The sequence below is a fragment of the Nostoc sp. FACHB-133 genome (assembly GCF_014698055.1).
GTDB lineage: Bacteria > Cyanobacteriota > Cyanobacteriia > Cyanobacteriales > Nostocaceae > Nostoc.
Window position 1 is genome coordinate 121,938 of the sequence record NZ_JACJSH010000021.1, and the last position, 16,917, is coordinate 138,854.

The following is a 16,917-nucleotide window of genomic DNA, read 5'->3' on the forward strand; positions in this document are numbered from 1 at the left end:
AGCGCAGCTATTTACTGCATAGAGGCAAAGTATCTTTTTGCCATACCTGCTACTAAAGATTTGTCAACTAGGAGATAATTGTGAGTTTACTTCTTAAAGCTTCCTTTACACTTGCACCTCATATTGCCAATGGGTTAGTTAAGGGAATATATGTACTATGTGGGAGTGTAATCCGAGATACTGCAACAAATAATGTCCTTGGATTTTTAAGAGGGACAGCTCCAACCCCTACAAGTTCCCCTAATAACATACTAAACATGATTATTTCTGGTGCAAACTTGCTAACTTCAGGAGCAAATATAGCCGTGTCAGCTAGGGGATTTAGCAATGTTAACCAGCGATTAGATAAAGGATTTGGTGATGTTAACCAGCAATTAGGTAATATTGAAAATCAAATCCGAGCAATTGGAAAACCTTTACAAATAAGTTCAGAACTTTTGCAGATAACTAGTGCTGCTAGTGTACTTAATCTTGGGGTATCTGTGATGGGTTTTGCTGTCATATCTCAGCGTCTCAATGAGATAGAGAATCAATTAAAACAAGCAGCAGAATTGTTAAATAAAATTAATCGCAAAATTGACCTCAGTTTCTATGCTAACTTCCATGCTGGAATCGAATTAGCACTTAATGCCTTTACGATGACTAGAATTGAAAACCGTAGAAGCAGCGCTTTACAAGCTATCAATCGCTTCTTAGAAGCAGAACATATTTACAAAGATTACACAGTTAATGAACTTTCCCAAAAAAGCCCAATTATTGACAAATATATACTGACATTATCTCTAGCCTATATTGCAGAAGCACGTTGTCATTTAGAACTAGAAGAACATGAAACAGCGCTTCGTCGTTTTCAAGAAGGGGGAAAATTTATCAGGTTGCTGCTTCAAAAATATATTGAACTCATGCTTACTTCTAATCCAGCAGCATACTTACATCCTCAATTTAAAGATCAGATTGATTTGCATAAACTAACCAAAATTTACCAATGGATTGACCCAAATTTTAATGAAAATACAGTTTTCGAGATACAACGCGAGAATATGTTTAAACTAACTCAAAGTCATGATGAATGGCTATCCTCACTTCCATCGGCAATTGTAGATCGTAGTGAAATTCAATGGGGAATATTCGGAGGAAATCCTACTCCATTCACAGGGAGATTTGAAAAAGAAGCTTACAAACGTCTTCCTCAAGTATTTGAGGTAATGGAATCTATGATTGAAACCAATCGCCGCTTTGAATCTTACCAAACAGAAGTACAAGCAATATCCCAACTAGGAATCAGCTTTCACGACTGGCTTAAATTAACTCCGTCTACAGAAATTAAACCAGAAGGCGCAGAATTAATGTATATAATTCCATCCAAACCTTTAGATTTACAGCTTTCCATCTGAACTAAATTACAGGATTAAAAATGAATTAATCAAGGTCAATGACAATTAGTTTATGATTCATCGGCGAGTAATTCTTCTAGAGTTTCTTCGGTTAATCCTTTGGCTTGAACATTTCTGCCGATTCTGTCAAAAACACTAAGTAAATCTTCATATTTATTATTTGAAGAGGTTTTCTTTATTTCTTGAATAAGTTGTTCTTGTTCTTTTACGGGAAGTTGTAGGACAAGATTAAGAATTTGCTCGAAGGTTAGGGGGAGTTGATAGGTTTTTTGAGTCATGGTGAGTTCTGGAGTTAGGGAATAGAAACTTGTTAGCTTTTTTAATCAGGTTTGAGCCAGTTTTCTATTTTTAAATCACGATTCCTCTATACCTTGGCGGATTGTATTATCCATATCCTCAAGTGTTTTAGGTTTACCTTGATATTTTAAGCAACCTGCTACATCATCTAATTTAGTTGCTGGAAAAAAATTACTAGGCTTTAATAAATCACCAACTTCTTGAATTACTTCTGTTTTAACTCCAACTTTTTTCATATTCTTCCAGATTTCTATATGTGGGAATAGATTGGTTAGTAAGCACAGAATAAAGAACATCTGGGTCTAAATCTGCGCCATTATCCCAGTGAATTGTTCCCCATTCAGCGTTAATTTTAACAGTTTTAAAATAGTTTAAATCTTTTAAAGGTGCAAAAATTCCTGTAAATTCAATTAAATGGTTAACATCAACAATACCTTCTTTTCCATCTTCAAACTTCAAATAGAGTTGATAGTTAGGGTAAGGAATAACTTCTATAATGTCTTTAAGCATAATTCACTCTAATGGTTGAATTTTTTCTAAGGGATTATTTTCTCTTGCCAGTTGCCAGTTTTCTCTAAGTTCTGATTGGTGCATAGCTGCCCATTCAATTACTAAACCAAGAACTCTAGGAGTGAGTTTGCCTTCTAAAATTGATAAGGTTTCTATATCAATAATTGCCTTTTGCTTATTGTAGCGGACATGGAAATGAGGGGGCGGATGGTCATTATAGTACATAGTAATGATAATCCCTAAAAAACGGCAAATTTCAGGCATCACATCATCTCCTAAATTATCCTGTCTATTCAGTAATCTACATGATTGTAACTATTTATAGTAGCTCTCACTTTGCACCTCTGTAAGACAAAAAAAGGCGAACCCAAAAAGTTCGCCTTAATCATAATGCTGTTGCTAAATCCAAACCCAAATCTAAATCTTCGCTTCTTCTCTCACCAACTTATCCCAACCCAAATCTTTCAAATTATTATTCCGACGTAGCGGACGAGTCACTAACTCTAACATGTCACGCGCATTTGTAAAGCCGTGAATTTGAGCAAAAGTGAACTCCACAGACCATTTTGTATTAATACCCCGTGCTTCCAACGGGTTAGCGTGAGCCATACCAGTAATTACCAAATCTGGTTTCAACTCATAAATCCGTTGAAGTTGATTGTAATTATCCGGCTTCTCTACAATCCTTGGCAGAGGTGAATTCATTTCCTGGCAAGTTTTCTCCAGCAGTGCCAACTCAGCAGCTTGATAGCGCTTATCCATGTAGGGAATGCCGATTTCGTGAACTGTCATCCCACAACGGATTAAGAATCTTGCTTGGGAAACTTCCAGCAAGTTATCACCCATGAAGAATACAGACTTACCGCGAATCAGTTTCACGTAATCTTCCAAACCTGCCCAAATTTCTGCTTCCCGTTCATCCAATCCTTTGGGAGTAATACCAAACACCGAGCAGATTTTTTCAATCCAAGCGCGGGTACCATCGGGGCCAATGGGGAAGGGTGCGCCAATGAGTTTACACTTGCGGCGGCGCATTAAGGTGGTAGCTGTGCGGCTGAGGAAGGGGTTGACACCAGCGACATAATACCCTTCTTCCAGTACTGGCAGTTCTGTGAAGCGCTTCGCGGGTAGCCAGCCGGAAACTTTGATGCCTTGTCTCTTCAGTTCCAAGGTTAACTGAGTAACCACGGGGTCAGGAAGGGAACCAAAGAGAACTAATGGAGGATGATCTACATACTCAGACTCATCTTGGGCGACATCTTCTTTCTTTTTACCGAAGTTGAGCAATTTAGCGATCGCATTACGCTCACTCTTCTCTGTTTCCGCCACCGGAGCCTTATCAGGGCAACGGTTAGCCATTGCTGCCAATACGGTGTCTTCCCCTTGGGTGAAGGCGTAATCTAGACCATTTGCACGCGCAACAACGATGGGAATCCCGATTTCAGATTCCAGCTTCGGTGCCAAGCCTTCTAAATCTGTTTTGATAATTTCGGTAGTGCAAGTGCCAATCCAGACAATTACACTCGGATTGCGATCGCGTTTAATCTGTAAGCACAACCGCTTTAACTCTTCATAATCACTCAGCTGTGCCGAAATGTCGCCCTCTTCCAACTCTGCCATTGCATAGCGGGGTTCAGCAAAAATCATCACCCCCATCGCATTTTGCAGGAAGTAGCCACAAGTTTTTGTCCCAATCACCAAAAAGAAGCTATCTTCAATTTTTTGGTATAACCACGCCACACAGCTAATTGGGCAAAAGGTATGGTAATTCCCGGTTTCACATTCAAAGCTTAAAGCTTCTGGTTGTTGAGCGACAGTCATTTTGGTTTTTTCTCCCCTTGATATTTAATGGCAGTTCAACCAATTTCAGATTTTAGATTGATAATTTTGGATTGAAGGCTGAGACAACAAAAGTAACCTCTGTCTAACGACAATTTCCCTAATTCCTCATCCAAAACCCCAAATCTAAAACTTAAAATTGCGAAGAACGGCAATAATTAAGCGTTGGGGAAGAGACGGGCAATTTCTGATTCATCAAAAACGCCTGCTGGCAGTTCTTCCCCCAAAAAATCGTTATTTTCTTCAGCCTTTTGCAAAGCTGTTTCATCACCCCAGACATCTGATAACACGTCTTTAAACGCATTCTCATCTAGTGGTATATCTTCAAGCACTTCATCATCCAGCTTTACTTCCATTACAGCTGTTGCATCTGTATCGAAAGCAATTTCCCCAAACTCATCTGCTTCTAAATTAGAGGTTTGGAGAGACTCATCTTTTAAAGCGTGTCCGTTGGATAAGGAAATATCGCCAAAGCCATTTTCGGTTTCCTCCAACGCGCTAATTTCCAGACTTTGCTCATCAGAATCCACCATTGCGAACTCTTCAACTACCGCCACCGATGCAAAGCCATTTGTATGAGAATGTGTGAATGTTTCTTCTTCAGGCTTTTCGTCAATGACATCTGCTGCTTCTTCTGCGTACTTCTCTACATCTGGGTTGACGAGAAAACGATTACCGAGAGCAAAATCTGGGTCAAAATGCAAATCCAGCACCTCAATCAGGGTATCGGCATCAGGATTAAGTTTGGCAAAGGGCAACATTAACTGCGCTAGCTTTGGCTCTAGGGCGTTAAGAACTCCCAGGATGAGGTAAGAAGGTGGTCGCTTCCCGCCATCAGGGGTGTACACTGATTCCACTTCCATGTGCAGGGTAATCCAGTCTCGATTATTCTGGAAAAATTGCAACCACTTTTGTCTTATTGAATCCGTAAAGCTGTGAAAGAATGCCATGTTATTGTCCCCCATCCTGAGAACTTGGTGATTTATACAATCATCAAGTCTAGTTCCTCTTCTGAATTAGGAACCTGGGGTTTACCCGGATTTAGATAAAAATCGGATAACAAAGAGAACAACTCCCGATCTGGTGTGTCGTTAGGTACAACACCTTCGGGACGCGCTAGAATTTGGTCGGCGATGTTGAGATAGTAGTCGCAAACGTAGTCCAGGGAAGGATCTTGCTCTGCCATCTCAAACAAAGTTTTACCTTTCACACGGGAAACACGGATATCTTCAATCAAAGGTAAAACTTCCAAAACTGGCATGGGCACAGCTTCTATATATTTTTCAATCAAGTCACGCTTGGAGGTGCGATTGCCAATCAACCCAGCTAGACGCAGTGGGTGAGTTCGGGCTTTTTCGCGGACTGAAGCTGCAATTCGATTGGCAGCAAATAACGCATCAAAGCCGTTGTCTGTAACAATCAGGCAGTAATCTGCATAGTTGAGTGGTGCTGCAAAACCACCACAAACTACGTCACCCAGAACGTCAAAAAGAATTACATCGTACTCATCAAAGGCGTTGAGTTCTTTAAGTAATTTTACGGTTTCACCAACGACGTAGCCGCCACATCCAGCACCCGCAGGTGGGCCACCAGCTTCTACGCAATCCACACCGCCGTAGCCTTTATAAATTACATCTTCCGGCCAGACATCTTCGTAGTGATAATCCTTTTCTTGGAGGGTGTCGATAATTGTGGGAATCAAAAACCCAGTCAGGGTGAAGGTGCTGTCATGTTTTGGGTCGCAGCCAATTTGCAGCACTTTCTTGCCACGTTTAGCTAGGGCGACGGATATGTTACAGCTAGTTGTGGATTTACCGATACCACCTTTTCCGTAGACTGCTAGTTTCACTGTTGTTTCCCTCTTATAGCTTCTTGTCAAACTTGTGGCTCAAACATTTGCCTTCACCTTTCCTGAGATGGCGATGCGTGAGGTCTTTGAATGTCATTATTGGGCAAATTACATAGAAAAGAAAGTGGGTCTTAATTTATAAAACGCTTTTATCGAATGAATTAGAACTTAATTATGGGTATTTTAGTTTTTATGAGCTAATAAGTCTTATTTAGCTTTAAAATTCATCTATAAAAAGTTTTTATTATCTATTTTTATAAAAAGAGTTACAAAAAGCAAAAAACTGAAATTGGCTTTTTTAAATGGTTTTCATAGAATTAGCTGATGTTCGTGCAACGTGTTTTCAGGGGATTGAGGCACAGGTGTAAGGTCAAACAGAGGTATATGCAGCATGATGCTGGAAATACTACTGAAATTTGCGATCGCAGATAAATTGCCAGTTTTCAGTCGCTAGTCACAACCATGTAATTGCTGCTTGAGAGTGAGTGAGTGTGATTTTGTAAAATATTATTAATTTTGCAAATATTTTCTAAGTCTAAGCCGAGCGAATAGGATTCGTGGCAATACTTTTCGGTTAAGGGGGAAAGGGGAAAGGGAAAGGGTTTAAATTTACCTTTACCCCAAACCCAGTAAGCTTTACCTAGACCAAAAGAGAGATTGTTGGGTTTATCCGAAAAGTATTGGGATTCGTAGCTACACAAATAAAGCCCACCTGCGTGGGCTAAGAGTAAGAGAAGAAACGTAAAGTATGCGTAAGTCCTAATTTATTTCAGTCTATGTATTGAAGGTAATTAGGACACCTCAGTTTTAATTTCCTGGATTTCCTTTAATGTTTGCCAGCCAGCTTGCCACTGGGAGTTATCTTGCAATAATTTAGCATTTATCCAAAAACGGACTTTAGGATCGCAAGAAGCAACCATTTCGGCGTAAACCCACTTAGCCTGATTTTTACGATTGACAACTTGGAAGTGCCGCCAACCATCAACTTTTCGCTGTGCTGTCCATTTAGAACCAACTAAATAAGGAAATTTTTGTTTTTTAGTCATTTGTTATTAGTCATTTGTCATTTGTCATTCGTCATTGGGAAAACACTTTCTTTATTCCCAATTCCCAATTCCCACCTAAGATGTCACCAAGTCGCCGTTACGGGTAAACTTCTGGCAATCCAACTCATTATCTTGCTGAACGCATAGCGAAAACCATCTGATATGGCTCCAGCAGGTATTGATATTGTTGGTAATTTTGCGCTTTTTCTTAGAAAGGCGTTGTCTTACAACTTCATTAGGGCAAAGAATTTCTAACGTACCCGTACCATCTTCGTAATTGACGATGCGAAATAGACAGTCTTGCAACATCGCACGGCTGCTGCTGTCGAAGAACCGCTTAAATCGCTGTAGCTTTTCCCCTTCAGTCATTTGGCTGATGGGTTTTATTTTCAAGAAATCCTCATCCTCTAAGTCAAAGTCATCATCTTCAAAGTCGTAGGGGTCAATCATTTTTAGCATCCACTATGCGACCTGGGATTATGTTAACTCTGTGTGGGGCAGGAGGAAAATGGTGGAGGCAAGGTAGAAGAACTTTAACACGTCATGCTTACTTACGCATTTAGATTCCTGCTTATGAAGGAGTAATTTTGTTTATCACCATGTCTATATAGATATTGTTAAGACAGTTACCCATACATTCTAAGAAAAAAATAGTAAGCTTTAGCTTTCGGGGGTAAGCTATTTTCAATGCGATTAAGTGTAATTGACCTTATGAAATATCTACTTGACCATTTCACATCTTTTAAATATAATTTTGACTGCTATAAATCTCTTTCTTATGAATAATTTTGTTTAATAAGTATCTCTAGAATGTCATCAATATTAATCGAAAAAGCTTTGAGCGTTTCTTTGATGGCTGCTTGTGAATTCAATGATATTTGGCTTCTTGGTATTACTGCTGCGATCGCCATTTACTTTTGCTTTATTGCTACACCAAATTTATTAGAACTGAGTTCCGGGGAAAGCTACAGTCTTAGCCAGAAATAAATAGGAGTTGTATCAAAATTAAGTAAGCGAGCTAGTCATTTAATCGTGTTGACTTAATAAAGAATCGTATACCAAATCAAGTATACGATTCTTGATAAAATATAGAACTAAACTGTTTTCTACTCACGGCTGGAATGCTTCAGTTGTTCAACCGGAGATATTAGAGCTAATTTCGGGCAGTGTATGCCATACAGTTGGCTCCGCTCAAAATTAAGGGGGTACGCCCGTCTTTTTTAGTTACGGCTAGGAAGGAGTAAACATTTTTGTACTAACCAGTTTTACTTGTTACACCAAAAAACCTATTTGGTGTAACAGATGTGTATTTACTGCAAATCTAGTTTTTTAGACTCTGATGCTACCAGCGTAATGGCAAACTTACTCCCTCGCTTAAAGTCTGCAATAGTTGCATTATATTGCAAGGACTGGTTCGATGGTAAATAAGATGGCCCGCCACAAGATACATTTAAATCCGTACCATTCTGAACTTTTAAATTAGAACAGCCATAAATGACTGTTTTATTGCCTTTATCATCAACTTTGCTGATCTCAAGGCTTTTAACAATCCCAGTGACACCCGCAGGCAAATTTATAATAGCTTTTTCAACCCTCAGAGCTTGTGGTAACTTCATCGCGTTAGCGCTGAAGCTACATCCATTGACATTTTTAACTATCACAGTCGGTGGTAGAACATCGATTTTATTAGGGTCAGTTGGATCTGGTATTATTCTTACATCACCTACGACGGTACAACCTGACTTGATAGGTGCAGCCAGTGAATCTGCAATTGCCGTTCTAGGAAAGAACGTTGCACAAATTACGAGTAAAACAGCAATAACGCCAAAAATCTTCTTGGAATATTTGAATTGATTCATGATTTTTCCTCTTTAAGTAAGTAGACGTTGAAAAAACCTCTATCTAAAGGAATATTCAGTAGTTTTTTCATTAAATATGCAAATATGCAATTTAATTTTCAAAATTAGATTTTTCTGCGGGTGTAGACATCGCCAAAGCAGCGCAAAAGCTTTCGGATTACTGGCACGAACATTGATTTCCAGCATTGTTGCATTATTCCCTTATTACATTAGCTGCTAGTTTCCAACTCAGCACACGCAACACTTTCTGCTTCAGCGCCGTCAAGTAAGTACGATTCAGCTTCCAGGGCGACTTCAAAAACTTCTGTACCGACTCCTAAGCGTTCACTGGAATAAACCCCAATACGCTTGGGTTAAGGGCTAATGGCAAAAATTTTGGGTTTTTGAGACGCGATAAATCGCCGTCTCTACAAGTGTTTTGGTCTTATCCGAACTGTATTGGAATAAACCCGACTAATGCGATCGCCTACAGTGGGCGCTTGCGCCATCGCACACAAGAGCGCATTTACTGACATTCCGCAAACTGGTAATTGAAACCGTGGGTTCCATGAGCTACTCCGGTTGTTGTGCAATGAACAAGAATCGCACGTATGAAAATCGGAACTAGGGGAAAATACCACTTTTTCAAGATGTGAACACCGATCTAGGCGATCGCTATCCTGTTCATACAATATCTATTGAGAGTAGAAATTTTCTTTACTTGGTGTTCTGGTGGTAGCCTGCGACAAGCCCTCCGGGTTCAGCAGTCGCTCATGGGGAAAACCCCCAAGACCTCGCTGCTTCACCACTACGCCTCTACGTTCCTGAAAAAGCCTATGCAACCTACTAATCCTAACCAATTTACAGAAAAAGCCTGGGAAGCGATCGCCCATACCCCCGATATTGTTAAACAATATCAACAACAGCAAATTGAAAGTGAACACCTGATGAAGGCGTTGCTAGAACAAGATGGTCTAGCAACCGGGATTCTCACCAAAGCGGGTGTTAACCTCCAAAAACTGCGCGATCGCACTGAACAATTTTTTCAACGTCAGCCAAAAGTATCTGGTACTAGCAGTTCTGTTTACTTGGGACGCAGCTTAGATACACTTCTAGACCGGGCAGATGTGTATCGCAAAGAGTTTCAAGATGAATATATTTCAATTGAACACTTATTGCTGGCTTACGCTAAAGATGACCGCTTTGGCAAAGCTTTATTCCAAGAATTCGGTTTAGACGAAGGCAAACTAAAAGATATTATTAAACAAGTTCGGGGGAGCCAAAAAGTGACCGACCAAAATCCAGAAGGCAAATACGAAGCACTGGAAAAATACGGGCGTGACCTCACAGAAGCCGCACGTAAAGGTCAACTCGATCCAGTGATTGGGCGGGATGATGAGATTCGTCGCACTGTCCAAATTCTGTCTCGCCGCACCAAGAATAATCCTGTGCTAATTGGTGAACCGGGTGTTGGTAAAACTGCGATCGCTGAAGGATTAGCACAGCGCATTATTGCAGGTGATGTACCCCAATCCCTCAAAGACCGCAAGCTAATTTCTTTAGATATGGGTGCTTTGATTGCGGGAGCAAAATTCCGGGGTGAATTTGAAGAACGCCTGAAAGCAGTATTAAAAGAAGTTACTGAATCTGGCGGCAATATTGTTTTATTTATTGATGAAATTCATACCGTTGTTGGAGCTGGTGCAACCCAAGGCGCGATGGATGCGGGTAACTTGTTAAAACCGATGTTGGCACGGGGCGAATTGCGCTGTATTGGGGCGACAACTCTAGATGAATACCGCAAACATATCGAAAAAGATGCGGCACTAGAAAGACGGTTCCAGCAGGTTTATGTCGATCAGCCCAGTGTCGAAGATAGTATTTCGATTTTGCGTGGGTTGAGAGAACGTTATGAAAACCACCACGGGGTGAAGATTTCTGATTCGGCTTTAGTTGCCGCCGCCGTGTTGTCGAGTCGATATATTAGCGATCGCTTCCTCCCTGATAAAGCCATTGACTTGGTAGATGAAGCCGCCGCCAGATTAAAAATGGAGATCACCTCCAAACCAGAAGAACTCGACGAAATCGATCGCAAGATTCTGCAATTGGAAATGGAGAAGCTATCGCTGCAAAAAGAAAGCGATGCGGCTTCTCGTGAACGTCTAGAAAGACTAGAAAAAGAGATTGCCGATCTCAAAGAAGAACAAAGAACCCTCAATACTCAATGGCAGTCTGAAAAAGATATCATTGACAAAATACAGTCCGTTAAAAAAGAGATTGAACGGGTCAATTTAGAGATTCAGCAAGCAGAACGCGATTACGACCTTAACCGCGCTGCGGAGTTGAAATACGGTAATTTAACTAGTTTGCATCGTCAGTTGGAAGCAGTAGAAGCTGAATTGGCAAGCGCCCAAAGAAGTGGAAAATCACTATTACGGGAAGAAGTCACAGAAGCTGATATTGCCGAAATTATTTCTAAATGGACAGGAATTCCCATCAGCAAGCTGGTGGAATCTGAGAAAGAGAAACTACTGCATTTAGAAGATGAACTACACCACCGCGTGATTGGACAAGAAGAAGCAGTCACAGCCGTAGCGGATGCAATTCAGCGATCGCGCGCTGGACTAGCTGATCCCAATCGTCCCATCGCTAGCTTTATTTTCCTTGGGCCTACGGGTGTGGGTAAAACCGAGTTGGCAAAAGCGCTGGCGGGCTATATGTTCGATAGCGAAGATGCGCTGGTGCGAATCGATATGTCGGAATATATGGAGAAACACGCCGTCTCTCGCTTAATCGGTGCGCCTCCAGGATATGTGGGTTACGAAGAAGGCGGACAACTTACAGAAGCGATTCGCCGCCGTCCTTACTCAGTGATTCTCTTTGACGAAATCGAGAAAGCCCACCCTGATGTTTTTAATATCTTCTTGCAAATTCTCGATGATGGTCGCGTCACTGATGCCCAAGGTCATAAGGTGGACTTCAAGAACGCTATTATCATCATGACTAGCAACATCGGTTCGCAATACATTCTTGATGTCGCTGGGGATAATGCTCACTACGACGAAATGCGCCGTCGAGTCATGGAAGCGATGCGGAATAGCTTCCGTCCAGAATTTCTGAACCGGATTGACGAAATCATCATCTTCCACGGTTTAGATAAGAAGGAATTGCGGCAGATTGTACTGTTGCAAGTACAAAGATTGCGTCAAAGATTGGCCGATCGCAAAATATCCCTCAAACTCTCAGATGCTGCACTTGACTTTTTAGCAGAAGTAGGATACGACCCAGTGTATGGGGCACGTCCACTGAAGCGGGCGATTCAGCGAGAGTTAGAAACTCAAATCGCCAAAGCTATTTTGCGCGGTGAATTCAACAACGGCGATACCATCTTTGTAGATGTGCAAAATGAGCGTCTTTCTTTTAGTCGCTTACCCGTTGAGGTGTTTAGCAGCTAATTAGTCGAATATAAAACACCTCTCCCTGGTTTTACTACGTAAAACCGTCCCTCTCCGACTTGGAGAGGGATAAGCTTGAACTTTAGTTCAAGGCAGGGAGAGGGTTTTTAAACTCACTTTTTAAACGATTGAACTACACTATTCCCCATTCCCTACTGTTTACAAATCACTTGTCGCATTTTCCGCATATTTGCAGGCAATTCAAAGTTCATTGCTTGTTGAATGAAAATTGATGGAATAGGAATCAGAGGTGTAGCTTGCACAGTATAAGCAAGCAACGTGCCATTTCCGCAATCTTTGAGTTCTAAATTAGCGTTAAAATCTTCAAAAGTCCCTTTTTCCATACGGAATTGGATTTGTTGTCCCAGCACCTCTACAACGCTGAGGTAAATTTCCACTTGAGCTGTGAAAAAGAAAAAGGCTTTTTGTGCTGCTTGATATAAGCGCTTAACTTCACCTTTGTGTGATATCTCGCTTTTAGTGATATCAGGAAAATATTGCACCCACCGGGGATAGTCAGTTAATTGCTGCCAAACTTGCGATCGCACCATCGGCAAATACATCCAGGCTGTCACTGCGCCACCACACGCTTTGTGCGATCGCGTTTCTACCAAGATTTCACCCTGTACCAGCAACTTTTGTTTATCTTGACTCCAAGCCATATCTGAACCTGCAATAATTGAGTCTGAGATATGAGACGCAGACATAATGATTTTAGTTACTCCTCAACTCATCCACCTAAATAGAATTGAAACTACAAGCTATAAAAGCTGATTTAGATCCAACCCATTAAATTTTAGTTCCAGTGTAATCCCGATCCTTTCCGGAAAGGGTGAGTTTTTGGTAATTATTTCAGTTACTTTACTGTAAAACCTGTAGCTCTGATCACAATTAACAAAATTAATACTTAAGTGGGCTTGATAATAACACTATTTATAAATGAAAAACTAAGTTCTTAACAGCTAGAATGGCACAAACACTATTTAATATCAAGCACCTTACCCCAACCTCTGGATAGGATCTCTCGATTTTTGCGTATTATTTATGATGAAACTGTAACTTCATCATAACTTCATATCTGGTTGTCAATATCAAGTGTAATTTCTGTTGAGTTGAGAGGAAAATTAAGTGAGTCAATCTTCTTTAAATCGTAGATTAATCCAGATTTTTGGTATTCTTCTTGGTGTTAGTGTAGCCGTTTGGGTACTGAGAGGCTTTGGTATTCTTACTTTTATTCCAGGTGGAATAATTTTGCTACTACTACTAGGGGCGATCGCGATCGGGATTATCAGTTATGCCCAAAGGACTTGGTGGCGTTTGTAATCTGGCTCTTTCATAATCTGGAAAATTTACCCCAAGGTATACGCCTTATCCGATAAGCCTTTAACCTCTGGTTTAAGAATTATAGCGTGGATATTTTCACTCACTGCCAGAAGTATTTAATAGGGAAGGAATTCCAGAAATTTACTAGGGGAAAGGAACATGGCAAAGTATATATGTACCGTTTGCGGCTATGAATATGACCCAGAATTCGGCGATCCAGATAGCGATATAGCGCCGGGAACAGCTTTTGAAGATATACCAGATGATTGGGTATGCCCGACTTGTGGTGCAACAAAAGATCAATTTGAACTAGTTGAATAGTGAAGATAAAAGCTAGCCTAGTAAAGTACGTGCTATTGAGAAATTTTAGAATTTGCTACCGTTACGAATCGTAGTTATTGGGGGTGGGGCTGCGGGATTTTTTGGCGCGATCGCTTGTGCTAAAGCCAATCCTGATGCCCAGGTTACTTTACTCGAAGCCAGTCGTCAACCACTGGCGAAAGTGCTAATTTCTGGTGGTGGACGCTGCAATGTCACTCACGCTTGCTTTGACGCGGAGGAGTTAGTACAAAATTACCCCAGAGGTGCAAAAGCTTTGCGGGGTGCTTTGACTCGCTTTGGCCCTCAAGATACAGTAGCTTGGTTTGCTGCTAGTGGAGTCTATCTAAAAACTGAAGCTGATGGCCGGATGTTTCCTGTCACCAATACTTCAGAAACCATTGTGGAATGCCTGATTAAATCGGTGGCGACATCTGGGGTAAAACTCCGTGTCGGTACACACGTAACTTCGGTGAAACGAAGTACAGCAGATGAGGGGTTTGATATTCTTCTTAAGTCGGGAGAGACGATTAAATGCGATCGCCTACTTCTTGCCACCGGCAGTAGTATTGTCGGTTATAAAATTGTCCGAGAGTTAGGTCATCAAATAGAACCGCCAGTACCCTCGTTATTTACCTTCAACATTCTCGATCAAAAGTTGCGAGAGTTGGCTGGAGTTAGTGTTAACCCTGTCCAATTAAGATTATCTGCGGGCGGAAAATCCCAATTACAACAAACTGGGCCATTGCTCATTACCCACTGGGGTTTGAGTGGCCCGGCTGTTTTAAAGCTTTCTGCTTGGGGTGCGAGAGTTTTGCACGAAAGCCGCTATCAAGCCAAATTATTGATTAATTGGCTGCCCCTTATGCACCAAGAACAAGTGCGAGAAAAAGTTTTAGCAGTTAAAGATGAATGGGGAAAGAAAGCGATCGCATTGCATCGCGGCGTTGATTTACCCCATCGTCTCTGGCAATATATCATTGCCCGTGCAGGCATTACCACAGAAGACCGTTGGGCAGAAATATCTAGTAAAACCTTAAATCAACTGGTGCAAGAACTTACTCAAGGACAATACTTAATCAACGGCAAAGGAGCCTTTAAAGAAGAATTCGTTACCTGTGGCGGCGTTAACCTCAAAGAAGTCAACTTCAAGACGATGGAAAGTAGGTTAGTTCCTGGCCTTTATTTTGCTGGAGAAATTTTAGATATTGATGGTGTTACCGGTGGGTTTAACTTCCAAAGTGCTTGGACAACTGGGTATTTGGCAGGGATAGCAATGGCGAATAGCCAGACAGCTTAAGAGAGTTGGTAGTAAGTACTTTAGTGCTTAGAAATCAAAGGCTAAAGTCCTTACTGCAAACTTATTAAAAATAATAGATTCCACTATTAAACAAGCGTTTTCTTAATTCTTATATATGATTAATCATTTCAAAACTTCGAAGTTTCTAGAGGAGAAATAATCTCTATATTAATTACTAATTATCTTGCGTAGTAAAAGCGGCAAAAATAAAGCTACCATCCTTTGTAGGTCAATTTTGAATACATCCAATAATGAAATTTAGCGAAATTATCAGCCAATTTGGTGAAACAGCCACCAATCATAGCCTAACTAGCAACCCAGACCATGATCCAGAAATTATAGGGTTAGCAGCCATTGATGAAGCCACTAACGGGACTCTCAGCTACGTAGAAGGGCCAAAATTTGGGTCTTTTGTCAGTAAGACCAATGCTACAGCTTTAATTTTGCCCCAAGATGAAAAATTACAGGAGCTTGCACAAGAGAACGGTATTGTCTGGATATCGACCTCAGATCCGCGACTGTTATTTGCCAAAGCGATCGCACTTTTTTACCAACCATATCGCCCCGTTCCAGAAATTCATCCCACTGCTGTAATTCACTCCAGCGCAAAAGTTGGTAGTGATGTTTACGTTGGCCCCCATGCTGTGATTCAGCAAGGCGTGGAAATTGGCGATGGTGCAATTATTCATCCCAATGTGGTGATTTATCCAGATACCAAAATCGGCGATCGCACTATCTTACACGCCAACTGTACTATTCACGAACGCACCCGCATCGGTGCAGATTGTGTGATTTACAGTGGTGCAGTTATTGGTGCAGAAGGTTTTGGTTTTGTTCCTAGCCGTACTGGTTGGTTAAAAATGGAACAATCTGGCTATACAGTCTTAGAAGATGGGGTGGTAGTTGGCTGTAACACCGCTATTGACCGCCCAGCAGTCGGAGAAACACGGGTAGGCCGCAATACAGTAATTGATAACTTAGTACAAATAGGTCATGGCTGCCAAATTGGTTCTGGCTGTGCTATTGCAGGTCAGGCTGGTATGGCAGGGGGCGTTAAGCTGGGGAATCGCGTTATTTTAGCTGGACAAGTAGGAATAGCCAATCAAGTGAAAATGGGAGATGGTGCGATCGCATCTGCTCAAACTGGAATTCACAGCGATGTTGCACCAGGAGAAATTGTCTCAGGAACTCCAGCCATTCCTTACAAACTATATCTCAAGGTATGTGCTGTTTATAGTCGTCTACCAGATATGTATCAATCGCTAAAACAATTGCAACGTAAATTCAAAAATAGCAATGATTGAAGGAGACAGAAGGCAGAATCTTGGAATTAACCACATTTTTGTAACAGTTAAAGTATTAAACTGATCTACATCTAGCCCAGAATTTAAGTTCTGGGCTAACTGATTCTATTATTGGATTTAGGGTCAGCGATCGCAATTTATCTAAAATTGTCATACCATAACCCACAATAGTTTGAAAATCGCGATCGTCTACTGGTGATGCTACGACATTATTTTGCTCGTAAGGCTGCTTTCTTGACGAGCCCTTCCTGGCTGCGAGGTGAAATAAGTTCGTGAAAAAAGAAAAGCCTTCTCAATTAATCTTGAGAAGGCTTTTCTTATGTTGTTGTGGTTGAATATAAATCCTGGCACCGAGCTATTTTTGCGTAGGGCGACCCCTAAACTATCGTTGCCGCAACAGCGTTTCACCTCTGAGTTCGGGAAGGGATCAGTGTGGTTCCACCG

17 protein-coding genes, 1 rRNA gene and 1 pseudogene are annotated in these 16,917 nt (G+C 41.2%); 7 read left to right on the forward strand and 12 right to left on the reverse strand.

Annotated features, from left to right (window positions below; translation table 11 throughout):
* The first annotated feature begins 80 nt into the window (after nucleotides 1-80).
* The gene (locus H6G86_RS18710; protein WP_190935546.1) at nucleotides 81-1,394 is read left to right on the forward strand and encodes a hypothetical protein; all 1,314 of its coding nucleotides are present in this window, start codon (nucleotides 81-83) and stop codon (nucleotides 1,392-1,394) included.
* 50 nt (nucleotides 1,395-1,444) lie between these two features.
* Here the strand turns inward: H6G86_RS18710 and H6G86_RS18715 are convergent, their stop codons facing one another.
* The 9 genes and pseudogenes from H6G86_RS18715 to H6G86_RS18755 all read right to left on the reverse strand — a co-directional run bounded on the left by H6G86_RS18715 (nucleotide 1,445) and on the right by H6G86_RS18755 (nucleotide 7,385).
* Nucleotides 1,445-1,672: a hypothetical protein gene (locus H6G86_RS18715; protein WP_190935547.1), complete on the reverse strand. Its 228-nt coding sequence runs from the start codon at nucleotides 1,670-1,672 to the stop codon at nucleotides 1,445-1,447.
* A 75-nt stretch (nucleotides 1,673-1,747) separates the two neighbouring features.
* Nucleotides 1,748-1,885 (reverse strand): annotated as a pseudogene (locus H6G86_RS18720) (AbrB/MazE/SpoVT family DNA-binding domain-containing protein); the annotation flags it as partial.
* A 22-nt stretch (nucleotides 1,886-1,907) separates the two neighbouring features.
* Entirely contained in the window at nucleotides 1,908-2,201 is a 294-nt protein-coding gene (locus H6G86_RS18725) for a DUF2442 domain-containing protein (protein WP_190935549.1), read from the reverse strand.
* Nucleotides 2,202-2,204: 3 nt separating this feature from the next.
* Nucleotides 2,205-2,465 (reverse strand): DUF4160 domain-containing protein, encoded by a 261-nt coding sequence (locus H6G86_RS18730; protein WP_190935550.1) that lies wholly within the window; start codon nucleotides 2,463-2,465, stop codon nucleotides 2,205-2,207.
* A 153-nt stretch (nucleotides 2,466-2,618) separates the two neighbouring features.
* Nucleotides 2,619-4,022 (reverse strand): ferredoxin:protochlorophyllide reductase (ATP-dependent) subunit N, encoded by a 1,404-nt coding sequence (locus H6G86_RS18735; protein WP_190935551.1) that lies wholly within the window; start codon nucleotides 4,020-4,022, stop codon nucleotides 2,619-2,621.
* 176 nt (nucleotides 4,023-4,198) lie between these two features.
* Entirely contained in the window at nucleotides 4,199-4,990 is a 792-nt protein-coding gene (locus H6G86_RS18740) for a DUF5331 domain-containing protein (protein ID WP_190935552.1), read from the reverse strand.
* A 32-nt stretch (nucleotides 4,991-5,022) separates the two neighbouring features.
* Nucleotides 5,023-5,889: a ferredoxin:protochlorophyllide reductase (ATP-dependent) iron-sulfur ATP-binding protein gene (gene bchL, locus H6G86_RS18745; protein ID WP_012410753.1), complete on the reverse strand. Its 867-nt coding sequence runs from the start codon at nucleotides 5,887-5,889 to the stop codon at nucleotides 5,023-5,025.
* Nucleotides 5,890-6,680: 791 nt separating this feature from the next.
* On the reverse strand, nucleotides 6,681-6,935 hold the full coding sequence (locus H6G86_RS18750; RefSeq protein WP_114080791.1) for a TIGR02450 family Trp-rich protein: 255 nt from the start codon (nucleotides 6,933-6,935) through the stop codon (nucleotides 6,681-6,683).
* A 75-nt stretch (nucleotides 6,936-7,010) separates the two neighbouring features.
* The gene (locus tag H6G86_RS18755; RefSeq protein ID WP_114080792.1) at nucleotides 7,011-7,385 is read right to left on the reverse strand and encodes a hypothetical protein; all 375 of its coding nucleotides are present in this window, start codon (nucleotides 7,383-7,385) and stop codon (nucleotides 7,011-7,013) included.
* Nucleotides 7,386-7,745: 360 nt separating this feature from the next.
* On the opposite strand from H6G86_RS18755, the gene H6G86_RS18760 reads away from it, so the two are divergent.
* The gene (locus H6G86_RS18760; protein ID WP_190935553.1) at nucleotides 7,746-7,922 is read left to right on the forward strand and encodes a hypothetical protein; all 177 of its coding nucleotides are present in this window, start codon (nucleotides 7,746-7,748) and stop codon (nucleotides 7,920-7,922) included.
* 323 nt (nucleotides 7,923-8,245) lie between these two features.
* Here the strand turns inward: H6G86_RS18760 and H6G86_RS18765 are convergent, their stop codons facing one another.
* Complete coding sequence (locus H6G86_RS18765) at nucleotides 8,246-8,794, reverse strand: hypothetical protein (protein ID WP_190935554.1); 549 nt, start codon at nucleotides 8,792-8,794, stop codon at nucleotides 8,246-8,248.
* Nucleotides 8,795-9,609: 815 nt separating this feature from the next.
* Here H6G86_RS18765 and clpB point away from each other — a divergent pair.
* Complete coding sequence (gene clpB, locus H6G86_RS18770) at nucleotides 9,610-12,228, forward strand: ATP-dependent chaperone ClpB (protein WP_190935565.1); 2,619 nt, start codon at nucleotides 9,610-9,612, stop codon at nucleotides 12,226-12,228.
* Between the two features lie 152 nt (nucleotides 12,229-12,380).
* On the opposite strand, the gene H6G86_RS18775 is transcribed toward clpB, so the two are convergent.
* A complete protein-coding gene (locus H6G86_RS18775; RefSeq protein WP_114080789.1) occupies nucleotides 12,381-12,935 on the reverse strand; it encodes an SRPBCC family protein in 555 nt (184 codons plus the stop codon).
* A gap of 421 nt (nucleotides 12,936-13,356) precedes the next feature.
* Between H6G86_RS18775 and H6G86_RS18780 the strand changes: the two genes are divergently transcribed.
* From H6G86_RS18780 to lpxD, 4 genes are all read left to right on the forward strand, one after another.
* On the forward strand, nucleotides 13,357-13,551 hold the full coding sequence (locus H6G86_RS18780; RefSeq protein WP_012410758.1) for a hypothetical protein: 195 nt from the start codon (nucleotides 13,357-13,359) through the stop codon (nucleotides 13,549-13,551).
* Nucleotides 13,552-13,710: 159 nt separating this feature from the next.
* Nucleotides 13,711-13,872, forward strand: coding sequence for a rubredoxin (gene rd, locus H6G86_RS18785; protein WP_012410759.1), 162 nt, complete (start codon nucleotides 13,711-13,713; stop codon nucleotides 13,870-13,872).
* A gap of 52 nt (nucleotides 13,873-13,924) precedes the next feature.
* Nucleotides 13,925-15,169 carry a BaiN/RdsA family NAD(P)/FAD-dependent oxidoreductase gene (locus tag H6G86_RS18790; protein ID WP_190935555.1) on the forward strand — a complete coding sequence of 415 codons (1,245 nt, stop codon included), beginning with the start codon at nucleotides 13,925-13,927 and terminating at the stop codon, nucleotides 15,167-15,169.
* A gap of 251 nt (nucleotides 15,170-15,420) precedes the next feature.
* Nucleotides 15,421-16,473: a UDP-3-O-(3-hydroxymyristoyl)glucosamine N-acyltransferase gene (gene lpxD, locus H6G86_RS18795; protein ID WP_190935556.1), complete on the forward strand. Its 1,053-nt coding sequence runs from the start codon at nucleotides 15,421-15,423 to the stop codon at nucleotides 16,471-16,473.
* Between the two features lie 342 nt (nucleotides 16,474-16,815).
* Here the strand turns inward: lpxD and rrf are convergent.
* Nucleotides 16,816-16,917: ribosomal RNA gene (gene rrf / locus H6G86_RS18800) — 5S ribosomal RNA — on the reverse strand; the annotation flags it as partial.